Here is a 12377-nt window from a genome sequence, read left to right as displayed (position 1 = left end):
CTCAGCTACTTTTTAATTCTTCCTAAACGCAGAAACAGAGGAAAAGTCGCAGTTTGCGATTTATTTTCCTGCCAGTAGGGTTGCAAAGAAGTTAAAAGCTCATTTACAGGATTTAAATGATTTACCAGCTTGTATTTCTGAATGCTCGACCACGTATTTAGATAACCGGCTAGCTCCGACAAAGTAAAATCTCGGTTTATATAAAATCTTTCCTTGATCTGGATTTCCGGAAATGGGAACGGTATGGTTTGGTAAGCTTCATCAATATAATGCCGTTCGGTGTCCCAGTAAGGTCCGGTAATTTCTTTATAAAAGTGTCTAATTATGGTATTTATTGTTGCTTCGTTAAACTGAATTAAACCATATCCCCATATTGCTAATAAGGCGTCAGGTTTACTTACCCGGGCTACTTCCTGGTAAAATAACTCAAAATCAAACCAATGAATAGCTTGGGCTACGGTAATTGAATCGAATGTTTCAGAAGCAAAGTTAGTTTGCTCGGCACGGCTTACAGTATAAGTAATATTGTCCTGGTGCTCTGCTTGCGCTATTTGGGATTGGCTTATGTCAGTAGCAGCTACTTTTTTAAAAATTTTAGCTAATTCTTTTGCCACTTGCCCATTACCGGTACCACAATCCCAGGCGTGTTCTTTGAAAAGTACTTCTTGGTATATCCGCTGGTACAAAGCAACAGGGTAAGTTGGCCGGAATTGTTTGTATTCCTTCGCCTGTGCAGAAAACAAGTTCTTAACGGGTTTCATGCCGGTAGTAATATAAAGCTACTCATTTCCAAGGTACAAAGACTTCATCCGATTCTATTGCAGAATAATCAACCAAAGTTCTGTTGAAATACTTCCCATCAAATTTTAAAATATATAAGAGTGAAAGTTCAATATACCATAAAGCAAGTTGTAAAGCCTCATGTTTTACTTCATCGTGCATATTAGTTAACTCCTTTCTTTTAACCTCTTGTGAATGAACGATTGCATTCCTTATTTTAACAAATACATCAGGAGCATCTTCTGCTTCTAATCTTTTTGCGATTGATTGAAGGTGTAAAAACGCACTTGGTATTTCAAAGTCTATATTTAAAAGGGATAATAATAGCCGAATTTTATTAGATGCTAAAATACTTGCAGCATCTTTCCCTTTTAATAACTTTTTCTTTTCAATTATAAGATAGTTGTAGATTAATTCTAAAGCAGTTTGAGCCATTATGATTGCTCCTTCTGCAAATCCTGAATTAGAATTAGACTCTATGTACCAATGGATTGCACTGATGAAGAAATTCCTATCATTTTCATTTTTCCAATCATTACTAAAGTGCTGCCAAAGTTTATTAAGACCTTCAATAGAATATCTCTTAGGCCAAGTAATAATGTATTTATATTGGTCAACTAGATTCCTGCTGTAATCAGTCCAAACTGTATTATCTTGAACAATGCCTTGAATAAATAGAGGTGAGCATCTTCTACCATTTAAAAACCATAAGAAGTTTGAAAAGCAGCGAAATACATCTTTAAGTTCTTTCAGATTTATGGGACCTTTTTTCTTAGTAAGTTCACCTGAGTAAAGAAGAAAAAATCCACCTTTATTTTTTAAATTTTTTCTTTGTTCTTCATAATTACGTCTTTTATCAATATTAATGAGATATTCATCATTTTCGAAGGTTAATCTGGTGGAACTTATACGATCACTCTCTTCAAAGAATTCTTTTGTTTGACTTCCTCCATTAAAATTTCTCAAATTGGGTATGCCAAATCTTACCTTTGTAACTAAAATAGAACTATCTCCTTTGATTGCATAAGGAATAGAACCTTCTAAGCTTGTACCATCCGGCCAATCTTCTGCACCTGTGATAGAAACATCCCCAAATGATAATCCATCAATAATTAATTCTGATTTGCCAGGTTTATCAAATAAAGGGAATATTTCAAAGATAGAGGTATTTGTTGCTTTACCTGAAAACTTTGATCCGAGTGTTGGAAACCAATCATAAAAACTTTTCCAATTACTGAAATAATTTTATCTCCATGTTTCAACTGAAAGCCACCCTTATAAATCAGAATGGGTTGATTAACTTCATCCATTAAAACAGGAAATGTAGTTATTGGAGGCGTATTCTTAAGTATTTCATCTGTAGTTTCATCCATAAAAAAGAATATGTATTTGAGAAAGTCGAGTAAACTAAAAAGCCTGGTAAAACTACCAGGCTTTTAAATTTTTAAAATTATAGTTCAGGTTTCAGGCTACAACAGATCTTGAATAATTTTTTCTACACTTATACCTTCTGCTTCTGCTTTAAAGTTACGAACAATGCGGTGCCGTAAAATGGGTAAGGCTACGGCTTGCACATCTTCAATATCCGGAGAATATTTACCGTTCAGCAAGGCATTACATTTAGCTCCGACAATTAAATGCTGCGAGGCCCGAGGACCGGCTCCCCATTCTAAATATTGCGAAGCTTGCGCGGTACCCATAGCGGTATTGGGCCGGGTTTGGTGCACTAGTTTTACCGCGTATTCTACTACATTATCAACCACCGGTACCCGGCGTACTAAGTGCTGGAAAGCCGTAATTTCGTCGGCGTGCAATACAGTGGGCAAACGATAACTCACATCGGAAGTAGTATTTTTTACAATTTGCAGCTCCGACGCAAAACTCGGGTAATCCAGCAAAATGTTAAACATAAACCGATCGAGCTGGGCTTCCGGTAAAGGATACGTACCTTCTTGTTCTATCGGGTTTTGCGTTGCTAACACAAAAAATGGCCGGTTCAACTCGTATTTTTGGCCCGCCACGGTTACCGAATACTCCTGCATCGACTCCAGCAAAGCGGCTTGGGTCTTGGGCGGCGTGCGATTAATTTCGTCAGCCAGAATAATGTTGGCGAAAATCGGACCTTTTACAAATTGGAAATTGCGACTTTGATCCATGGTTTCGGAACCCACAATATCTGATGGCATTAAGTCGGGAGTAAACTGGATGCGGTTAAACGACAAATCCAGGGAAGAAGCAATGGTTTGGATCAGCAAGGTTTTGGCTAAACCGGGTACTCCCACGAGCAAACAATGCCCCTGGCTAAACACGGCGGTTAATACTAAACGTACTACCTCATCCTGACCAATAATTACTTTTGAAATTTCGCTAGTTAAATTTTTGTAGGCTTGGGCCAACGCATCGGCCGCTTCTTTATCGGAAGAGAATTGCTTCATGAAGAACCTTAGTTGTTTATCGATTGCAGAATATTACAGGCATCAAACTCCGGATCTATATCGATAAATACGGTACTTTTGTTTTTATTAAACCAGGTATTCATAGCTTTTTGCCGTTTTTCGTTTAGTGTGGCGGCCGAAATCTTCTGATAATCGTCTTTTAAGTTGGCCTGATGAGGGGCCAAATTCGATTTCAGATAAAGAATCCGCATGGCTTGTTTCCCATCTTCGGTACGGTAAGGCAGCGGTTTGGTTATACTACCTACTTTCATGGTATCAATGGTAAAGAATATACCCGGATCAACTTTGTCCAGCGGAATATAAGTACTACCGTCTTGCGGATTAGGTAATAAGCCGCCGTTATTTTTGGTAGCCGCATCATCTGATAAATCTTTGGCGGCTTTGGCAAAAGAAATACTGTCAGCAAGTATTCGGTTGCGAATTTTTTCTAATTCTTGGGCTGTTTGCTCCATATCCAGATCAGTAGAACCAGGCTTTAACAAAATATGACGCGTATTATATTGCTCGCCTCTCCGCTCAATTAACTGAATTAAGTGAAAACCAAATTGCGACTCAATTACATCCGATAATTGTCCGGGTTCTAGCTTAAGCGAAGCCGCTTCGTATTCGGGTACCAGTTCTTTTTTCTTAAAAAAACCTAAGTTACCCCCATCTTTTGCGGATACCGGATCTTCCGAAAATTCTTTAGCTAAAGTAGCAAAGTCTTCGCCGTTTTGAATACGTTTTTTAATTTCTTCTAATCGTGCCCGTACTTTATCTTTTTCTTTTTTATCAATTTGGGCCAATTTTACAATTTGTCCGATTTCTACTTCCGTAGAAAAATAAGGTAAACTGTCTTTTGGAATCTGATTAAAATATTTTTTTACTTCGTTCGGTGTTACCGTAATTTTCTCGGTTAACTCCGACTGCATTTTCTGCAATACTAATTGGTCTTTTACCTGCCGACGCAAATCGTCTTTTAGTTGCCGTAGGCTTTTGTTATAATATTCTTCCAGCTTTTCTTCGCTGCCAATCTGCTGCACAAAGTAAGCCATGCGACGATCGAGTTCACTGTTTACCTGATCTTCTTCTACTACTACGGAGTCTATCTCGGCGCGGGCCAGCATTAAGCTGTTCGTTAACAGCGAACGCAATATATTGCAACGCAATTCCGGAGTAATGGGCTGCCCTTCGCTCGCCACTTGAGCTAAAGCCGTTTCCAACTCCGACCGTAGAATAATTTGATTGTCTACTTTTATAATTATTCCATCAATGGCTTTAGCGGTACGTTGTTGTGCCTGCCCGGAAGTAGCCAAACCCAGACATAAACCTACAATAGGTAAAAGTTTGGCTAAAAAGCTAATTTTAAAAATATAGTTCATGAATTATGAGATGTTAAATCTGGTGCAAGCGTTGCCTGCAAAAACGCTAACGTATAAGTTTAAGATAAATTTTATGTTTAATGCGTTTCCGGCAAAGGTACGGTTTAATTGAACAAAATAAAAGCGCAACCAGTATGGCGCGCTTCTATCTGAGCGGGTATTAACAAATTTATTTTTGAGTAAGTTTTTGTACTTCAGCTGCATTTACTTCTACGGGGTACTTTTGGCGCAACTCTTTCAGCCATTCCTTCTCCAAGTAGGATTGATAATCGGAAGTGGCTAAGCCACGCACTTCGTTCAGGGTTTTATAACCAGGAGGTAAAATTTTATTTATTTTAATATAAATAGCCCGTCCATCTTTATCCAGGTTATAGGTGCCTTCCTGCCAGGTAATTTCATCCAGTATCTTGTTTTCGCCTTTCTGAAAACGTTTATTTTGCACCTGAACGTCTAAAGGGTTAGAGGTATTTAGTGCTTCTTCTATCCCTTTCAGGTCACTGGTAAATAAGGTAAAGGTTACATTACGATTAGCAGTAGCTACTGCTTTAGGCTTATTAGCAGTAATAGTCAGGCGATTAGCTGTAATGCCTTTGCCGGTAAGAAAAGCGGCTACTTGCTGCGCTCTTTTATTAGCCAGACCAGCATTTTTGCCGGTACTTTCTTTGCTGTCGGCGTTACCGGTAAGCTGGAGGGTAAGCGACGGATCACTGGATAACCGATCGTAAACTTCGTTTAGTTGATTGGTCATGGTGGGAGTAATAACTTCCTTTCCCGCCGGAAACAACAAAGGCTCCGGACGTAATTTACTTAATTCGTATTTACCAGCAGTAAGCATCTGCTGGGCTTGAGTTAAAATATCTTTGTTGGCAGCACTAATTATTATAGCATCGGCCCGGGTATCCCATTTATAATTTTCTTTGTTATTTTTAAAAAAGGTTTGTAAACCAACCGTATCCTGAATGGCTTTAGACCATACTTTTTCATCCATTAACTGAAACAGCAAAATGCCGTCGCGGTATTCGTTTACTAACATGCGGTAATCCACGTATTTCGCTTCCAGGTGCTCCCGTTCATAGTTCAATAGGCTAGCTGTTACATAATTATCGTATAGCACATTCATTAAATGCGTAGGAGAGGTGGGATTAGTAGTGCCTTTTTGATTTTGTTGGACGTAAGCAAAAAAATCCTTTACCGTAAACGGCCGGTCCTGAAGCAAAAAAAGAGTTTGATTCATTTCTTTGTCAGCGCCGGTATATTGCCAACTGCCCTCCTTTAAGGCATCGGTAGCTTTACTCAAAGCAAAGTCTTTGGCGGCTTTTGTTTCCTGAAAGTTATTTTCTTGCTTAATTCTCTTTAGAAAAGCCGATTTATTTAATTCGGAGCGGGAGTCTTTAGCTACTTTACTGCGCAGGTAAGGCTCCATTTCTTCGTAAGCCGGCAAGCCGCGGCGCTCAATTAATTTTATGATATGCCAACCGTAAGGAGTTTGCACTGGCTTAGATACATCGCCAACATTAGTTAATTTAAAAGCGGCTTCCTCAAAAGAAGGCAGCATGCGACCCGTGCCAAACCAGGGTAATTCACCGCCTTTCGTGGAAGAACTAGCATCTTCTGAGAATTGCGCGGTAAGTTTATCCCAGTTTTCTTTTCGGGTAAGCCGATTGTAAATAGCGTCTATTTTCTTCTTGGCTACTACCGAGTCCGCTTTGGGAATACCAGGAGTAGCGCGTACCATAATATGCGCTACTTTAATTTCGCCCTGAGCCGGCCGTACTTCATTTATCTTGATTAAATGGTACCCAAAGCGGGTCCGGACAGGATTAGATAATTGGCCGGCTTCGGTATTGTAGGCTGCTTTTTCAAATGGATATAACATTTGCAATGCCGTGAAAAAACCTAAATTACCACTATTTTCTTTAGCCGATGGATCGTCCGATTCCGCGCGGGCTAACTCGTTAAAATTTTCGCCGGCCTCTACCCGACGCCGCAGGGCTACTACTTTATTGTAGGCAGCTAAGGTATCTTTGGGTTCCGCATCAGCCGCTACGTTTACGAGAATGTGCGAGGCATTCACCTCTTTTTTCATGCGTTCGTAAGCTTCTTTTATGAGCTGGTCGGTTACATTTTTTTCGGTTAGGTAGGGTTGGGCAAGCTGCTCTTTATAGCCTTCTAATTCTTTCCGGAAAGCCGCGGTTGTATCTAACCCGCGTTTCTCGGCTTCAGTAACTTTTAATTTAAAATTGGTGTACAGTTCCAGGTACTCCTGTACACTGCCTTTAGCGGCTCCATTATCCGGTTGACTGTTATTCTTATTGTAAACATAGTTAAATTCGGTGGTAGTTACCGGCTTGCCTGCTACCGTAAAAAGTACTGGTTCTTGGTTATCCGGGGTTTTGGAAGCGTTGCATCCAAAAAGGAATAAAAGAGTACCACCAATAAGAAAAAGGTTTCTGTGCATAAAAAATTCAAACAAACGGCTAGTGCAACTGTGCTGCTATCATAGGACTTTCGCCAAGCAATTTACAAATTTTTACTCGCAGATTTGCAAGCAATAATCTTATTACCTGGTTTTTTAGCAAAAACGAGGTTGTATCAATTTTTGGTATATGGACAATGATAAGAAGTACTGATTAAAGTGCAGGTTACCGTAAGAAAGATTTTTGTGCAGGCAAAAAGTTATCCGGTAAAGGTAGCTGGAGAAACACGTGCGCAAACTTATGCAAGGAATTTATAACTATTTTAGTGTTAGATTCAATTAAATAGTTACTTGGATGCGACAGATATTCATGCCTTTATCGTTGGTAGTAAATTCCAATTTATCCACGATACGTTTTACCATAGCTAATCCAATGCCTCCTTTTTGCCCAATCTGAATAATATGCTTCAAGTTGGGATCATCCAGGGTATTGCCATCAAAAAATACGCCTTGGTCAGAAAGTTCAAAGATAAAACTGTTTTGCTCTTTAGTAATGGTTAAATAAATGTATTTACTATTATCCTTTTGGTTAGCGTGGATAATTAAGTTCGCACTTATCTCATCCACGGCAAACACAATCAGGTTAACTTCATTTTCCGTAAGGGCATACGGCATTAGAAATTCCCGAACGAAATTTCTAACTTCAATTAAATTGGTGAGGTCGCAGCTAATCCGAATGGAGTTATTCATTAGCAATCGTCATAGCTTCGTCGTAAGAAGAGACTATCGTCATGAGCAAGTCCAGACCCAGTATTTCGAATACGTTTTTAACTTTATCCTGCATGTTAAAAAAGATTAATTTAATCTGGGCGTCTTCAAAACGTTGGAGGTGCGAAATAAATACACCTAAACCTGCCGAGGAGATATAATTGAGTCGATCGCAGTCTACCAGAATTTTTTTAAATAACATGATTTCTGGTTTAGATAATTCTTCATCCAGCAAGACAGAGGAGCTGGCATCCAGTTCACCATTCAGGCGGATGGTGATCGTTTGGTCTTTGATTTCGTGTGTTATTTTCATTGCCATTTATTACGTCACAAGGCTAAATTTGGTTGATCATTTCTAAATTTAATCACGATTAGCGTTTGGTCGTCGTGGATTATTTCGCTGCTGAAGTTATTTAAATCGTTTATAATAGCGTCTTTAATATCGTTGGCTTCTAAATGGTAGTGTTTACTGAGCATCTCGCGTAAACGTTCTTCGCCGTATTCGTCTTGGTTAGCACTGCGGGCTTCCACAATGCCATCGGTATAAATAACCATGACATCACCGGGATTATAATCGTAGTGCATGTTATGAATGCGTTTGCTGTACGACTTGTCGCGGATAATGCCTAACCCTAACCCTTCGGTATTAAAATAAAACGTTTCTTCGGTCATGGAGTTATAATACAAGGTGTGGCAATGACCAGCCCGGGCGAAGAAAAAACCTTTTAACTTATAATCAATAATGTATAAAGCCGCGGTAATAAACGAAGTGCGTTCTAAACAATGGGTCAGGGCATTGTTGGCTTTCACCATAAATTCCACGGGCTGCAAATCGTCTTGCATCAGCCCATGGAAAATACCTTTCATCTGGGCCATGTGAAAAGCAGCCGAAATACCTTTACCTGATACATCGCCAATAATAATAGCAATCCGGTCTTCATTCAGCTGCAGGAAATCGTAAAAATCGCCACCTACCTCTCGGGCCGCTTGACTGTAACAACTAATCTCGAACCAACTATCACTCGGGAAGGTTTTAGGAATTAAACTTTCCTGCACCGATGAGGCAATCTTCAGTTCTTCTTTGTAGCGTTCATTTTGCAGTGACTCCGCCACTAGCCGTAGGTTTTCGATGGTAAGAATGGTTTGACTAGTAAACGTGCGAATAACGTTAATGCTTTCCCGGTCGAAGCCTTGTTCAATGTCTTTGAGTAAGTATAAAGTGCCGTAAGTGCGTTTTTGTGATTTTAAAGGTATCACGTTTAACGAGCGCCAAGGCAATTGCAGCGCTTTAAATCCTGCGTTGTGATCCAGGTTATTATTAACATACTCCACACTGCTTACCTGATACTTATCGAGCACTTGCCGGATTTGGGTAACTACTGTTTCATCTACATTCTCTGCCTCTATAATACTGGATTGACTGGCCTCGTTTATTATTTCTAACCAGGCGGCATCAGCTCCGGAGGCATTCATGGCACTATGAAACATTAAATTGTAAACCTGGGGTTCGTCTTCGCCTTGTTGAATGGATTGGCTCAAGCGCTGAAAATTCAATAAATCTTCGCGTTTTTGTTCAAACACCGAAGAAGTAGGTAAGTTAAAAATAGCTACCAATAAAGAAATTAAGGTATAAATAGCCACAAAAAGGCAGGTTAATCCAAGAAAAGGATCGTAGAAGAAATCGATAATAAGCTGGTGCTGGGCCAGCATGTATTCAAAATATTCATAAAAAATAATTAAACCTACTAAAATACCCGTGAGCAGAAATACCGACCGCCATTTTTTAGTAGCGGTTAAATAGGCGACCCACCGTAAATGAATACTGAGAAAAAGCATATACAACACCATTAAACATAACAGTGGAATATAATTGAGCAACCGAAGGCCCAGCAAGCTTCCCAGCAAAGAAGCATAAATCAGAAATTCAAACCAATCCCACTCGTACTGCAAGGCCCGGGTTTTCTGAAACAAGATCATGTTGCGCCAGATGTAAAAGGCTTTACCCAGAAAGTAAGTGAGAAAGGCAAAACTAATAAAATAAATTACCTCGAGCAGGCCCTGAAAAGGAGTAAAAAACTTGCTTAATCGTTGATCGCCAAAAAAGAACAAACCGCAGATATAGGCCGTGCTGCCGGCCCGGATAAACAGTTTCCAAAGATACCCGATGAAATCCGAACCTCTATAAGCTTCTACGGAAGCGCGCTGGGTAAGAAACACAAAGGCAATAAAGCTTACCTTAAAGAGCCGGCCCAGAAAGTTTGAATTTTCCTGAAAAGTTTCGGGGTAAGACTCCTGGTTAACGAATAATGAATTAATTACTAACAAAAGCCAGCTTACCGTTGCGGCAAAAGTGTATAACCTTTTGTAGTTGATGGTATAAGGCATATGGGAAGTTCCTGAATTTTGCCTTATCGGTAAGGGAGTCTGGCAAAAGGTCCAAATATAAGTTTTACTACAATAAGTATCAAACTTCTAAAAATGTTAGCGAAAAAAAGCTTACTGGTAAAAACAGGAATGCACTTCCCGAATCAGTTATGGCTGCAAATAGAACAAAAGAAAACACCAAGCAGTACAGATTTTTAAAAAATTACTGCTGTACTACTTGGTGTTACACAAAAAAATGAACTTGCTTAAGCCGATACGTACTGGTGAATTTTATGAAATAAAAATTAAAAATTACCTAACGGGTGTAGTTGGGCGCTTCTTTGGTTATTTGTACATCGTGCGGGTGGCTCTCGCGCAAACCGGCGGCCGATATTTTTACCATACGGGCTTCTTTTAAACGGTCAATATCCGGGGCACCGCAGTATCCCATACCGGCCCGTAAACCACCCACCATCTGGTAAATAACCTCGGCCACTAAGCCTTTAAACGGCACCCGACCCACAATCCCTTCGGGTACCAATTTTTTTACATCGTCTTCGGCATCCTGAAAGTAACGGTCTTTCGAGCCTTCTTCCATGGCTTCGATGGAGCCCATGCCCCGGTAAGTTTTAAATTTACGGCCTTCGTAGATCACCATTTCGCCGGGAGCTTCGTCGGTACCGGCCAATAAAGAACCCACCATTACGGTGCTGGCGCCACCCGCAATAGCTTTTACCACATCACCCGAAAATTTAATACCACCATCGGCAATTACCGGAACGCCCGTGCCTTCCAAGCCCCGTACTGCTTCCATAACGGCCGAGAGTTGCGGTACCCCAATACCGGCAATAATGCGGGTAGTACAAATGCTGCCGGGGCCAACGCCTACTTTTACGGCATCGGCACCGGCCTTGGCCAAGGCTTTGGCACCTTCGGCGGTGGCTACATTGCCGGCGATTAAATCTAAATTCGGGAAATGCTGTTTTATTTCTTTTACCGCATCCAGAACGCCTTTGGAGTGACCATGGGCGGTATCTACACTAATCACATCTACGCCGGCTTCAACCAAGGCCGCTACGCGGGTTAATACATCGGGCGTAACACCTACCGCAGCGCCTACCCGTAACCGGCCAAATTCGTCTTTGCAGGCGTTAGGGCGGTTTTTCTTTTTCAGAATATCTTTATAGGTTATTAAACCAATCAGTTTGCCATCTTTATCCACTACCGGTAATTTCTCGATGCGGTATTGTTGTAAGATATCCTCGGCTTTGGCTAAATCAACTCCTTTAACCGCGGTAATCAGGTTTTCTTTGGTCATTACCTCCGATACCTTCAGGGTGGTATCTTTCTGGAAGCGCAGGTCGCGGTTAGTGATAATGCCAGTTAACTTACCGTCGGCGTTAGTAACCGGTATGCCGCCAATTTTAAATTCTTTCATGATCCGGAACGCATCGGCCAGCGTAGAATCGTCGGTGAGGGTAACCGGATCCATGATCATACCGCTTTCGGAGCGCTTGACTTTGCGAACCTGTTCGGCTTGTTTTTTAACCGACATATTTTTATGAATAATGCCGATGCCTCCTTCCTGGGCCATAGCAATCGCCAGGTCAGCTTCCGTTACCGTATCCATCGCGGCCGATACAAACGGGATGTTCAACCGAATGTTGCGGGTAAGCAGGGTAGCAGTATTGCAATTTTTAGGTAAAACTTCTGAATAATCAGGCAGCAGAAGCACGTCGTCGTAGGTGAGGGCTTCAAAAAGTACTTTGGATTGGTAGGTAAGCATTGCAAATACGTTAGGGTTCCTATTTGCAGCGCAAAGTTACGATAAATCTAATAACAATCTTGCTAAAGTATTAATTATTTAAAAATTCTTGTTATTTATTCTAAATCCGGCAAAATCCGGCTGATAGCATTATAATACTTGAACAAATGGCCGGAAGAATATTTAGCTGGGCCGATTTTTTAAATTTTTCGCCTTAAGCTAAGGTAAAGCTGAACAAGCGTTAATCGAAATTGCGAGAAATTTCCGACTGATTTCGGACTTTTCGTAGCTGTATCATTATATGAGCCAACTTAAATTTCAGAAGTCTAAATATTAACCTCCTTATACGTATTTTTTAAAAATCGGCTTCTGACTGGTTTATCTACCATAATATAACCGAAAAGCGTAAGCTGCAGCTATTCTTCCGCAACAATTCAAACAGAAGATTTCAGGTGCCAGTTTTATCT

General features: G+C 40.5%; 10 protein-coding genes. All 10 read right to left on the bottom strand.

Features of this window, described 5'->3' with window-relative positions:
* Positions 1 to 5: 5 nt before the first annotated feature.
* The 10 genes from AHMF7616_RS12790 to guaB all read right to left on the bottom strand — a co-directional run bounded on the left by AHMF7616_RS12790 (position 6) and on the right by guaB (position 11931).
* Entirely contained in the window at positions 6 to 761 is a 756-nt protein-coding gene (locus tag AHMF7616_RS12790; RefSeq protein ID WP_115373238.1) for a class I SAM-dependent methyltransferase, read from the bottom strand.
* 22 nt (positions 762 to 783) lie between these two features.
* Positions 784 to 1746: a YopA family protein gene (locus AHMF7616_RS12785; RefSeq protein WP_115373237.1), complete on the bottom strand. Its 963-nt coding sequence runs from the start codon at positions 1744 to 1746 to the stop codon at positions 784 to 786.
* Between the two features lie 146 nt (positions 1747 to 1892).
* Positions 1893 to 2153 carry a hypothetical protein gene (locus tag AHMF7616_RS12780; protein ID WP_115373236.1) on the bottom strand — a complete coding sequence of 87 codons (261 nt, stop codon included), beginning with the start codon at positions 2151 to 2153 and terminating at the stop codon, positions 1893 to 1895.
* Positions 2154 to 2249: 96 nt separating this feature from the next.
* Positions 2250 to 3215, bottom strand: coding sequence for an AAA family ATPase (locus tag AHMF7616_RS12775; RefSeq protein WP_115373235.1), 966 nt, complete (start codon positions 3213 to 3215; stop codon positions 2250 to 2252).
* Positions 3216 to 3223: 8 nt separating this feature from the next.
* Complete coding sequence (locus AHMF7616_RS12770; RefSeq protein ID WP_115373234.1) at positions 3224 to 4597, bottom strand: peptidylprolyl isomerase; 1374 nt, start codon at positions 4595 to 4597, stop codon at positions 3224 to 3226.
* Between the two features lie 169 nt (positions 4598 to 4766).
* The gene (locus AHMF7616_RS12765) at positions 4767 to 7055 is read right to left on the bottom strand and encodes a peptidylprolyl isomerase (protein WP_115373233.1); all 2289 of its coding nucleotides are present in this window, start codon (positions 7053 to 7055) and stop codon (positions 4767 to 4769) included.
* 297 nt (positions 7056 to 7352) lie between these two features.
* The gene (locus AHMF7616_RS12760) at positions 7353 to 7763 is read right to left on the bottom strand and encodes an ATP-binding protein (RefSeq protein WP_115373232.1); all 411 of its coding nucleotides are present in this window, start codon (positions 7761 to 7763) and stop codon (positions 7353 to 7355) included.
* The gene (locus AHMF7616_RS12755; RefSeq protein ID WP_115375597.1) at positions 7756 to 8094 is read right to left on the bottom strand and encodes an STAS domain-containing protein; all 339 of its coding nucleotides are present in this window, start codon (positions 8092 to 8094) and stop codon (positions 7756 to 7758) included. Before AHMF7616_RS12755 ends, AHMF7616_RS12760 begins: the two co-directional genes overlap by 8 nt.
* Positions 8095 to 8108: 14 nt before the next feature.
* The gene (locus AHMF7616_RS12750) at positions 8109 to 10166 is read right to left on the bottom strand and encodes a GAF domain-containing SpoIIE family protein phosphatase (RefSeq protein WP_115373231.1); all 2058 of its coding nucleotides are present in this window, start codon (positions 10164 to 10166) and stop codon (positions 8109 to 8111) included.
* 295 nt (positions 10167 to 10461) lie between these two features.
* Positions 10462 to 11931 carry an IMP dehydrogenase gene (guaB, locus tag AHMF7616_RS12745; RefSeq protein WP_115373230.1) on the bottom strand — a complete coding sequence of 490 codons (1470 nt, stop codon included), beginning with the start codon at positions 11929 to 11931 and terminating at the stop codon, positions 10462 to 10464.
* Positions 11932 to 12377: the final 446 nt, after the last annotated feature.

The organism is Adhaeribacter pallidiroseus (assembly GCF_003340495.1).
Taxonomy (GTDB): domain Bacteria; phylum Bacteroidota; class Bacteroidia; order Cytophagales; family Hymenobacteraceae; genus Adhaeribacter; species Adhaeribacter pallidiroseus.
The sequence above is the reverse complement of the archived record's forward strand: the minus strand, read 5'-3'. Positions and strand labels throughout refer to the sequence as shown.

What these genes read in the sequence shown, in the direction of transcription:
- AHMF7616_RS12790 (WP_115373238.1), bottom strand. Translation starts at nt 761, where the DNA reads ATGAAACCCGTTAAGAACTTGTTTTCTGCACAGGCGAAGGAATACAAA.
- AHMF7616_RS12770 (WP_115373234.1), bottom strand. Translation starts at nt 4,597, where the DNA reads ATGAACTATATTTTTAAAATTAGCTTTTTAGCCAAACTTTTACCTATT.
- AHMF7616_RS12750 (WP_115373231.1), bottom strand. Translation starts at nt 10,166, where the DNA reads ATGCCTTATACCATCAACTACAAAAGGTTATACACTTTTGCCGCAACG.
- AHMF7616_RS12760 (WP_115373232.1), bottom strand. Translation starts at nt 7,763, where the DNA reads ATGAATAACTCCATTCGGATTAGCTGCGACCTCACCAATTTAATTGAA.
- AHMF7616_RS12780 (WP_115373236.1), bottom strand. Translation starts at nt 2,153, where the DNA reads ATGGATGAAACTACAGATGAAATACTTAAGAATACGCCTCCAATAACT.
- AHMF7616_RS12765 (WP_115373233.1), bottom strand. Translation starts at nt 7,055, where the DNA reads ATGCACAGAAACCTTTTTCTTATTGGTGGTACTCTTTTATTCCTTTTT.
- guaB (WP_115373230.1), bottom strand. Translation starts at nt 11,931, where the DNA reads ATGCTTACCTACCAATCCAAAGTACTTTTTGAAGCCCTCACCTACGAC.
- AHMF7616_RS12775 (WP_115373235.1), bottom strand. Translation starts at nt 3,215, where the DNA reads ATGAAGCAATTCTCTTCCGATAAAGAAGCGGCCGATGCGTTGGCCCAA.
- AHMF7616_RS12755 (WP_115375597.1), bottom strand. Translation starts at nt 8,094, where the DNA reads ATGAAAATAACACACGAAATCAAAGACCAAACGATCACCATCCGCCTG.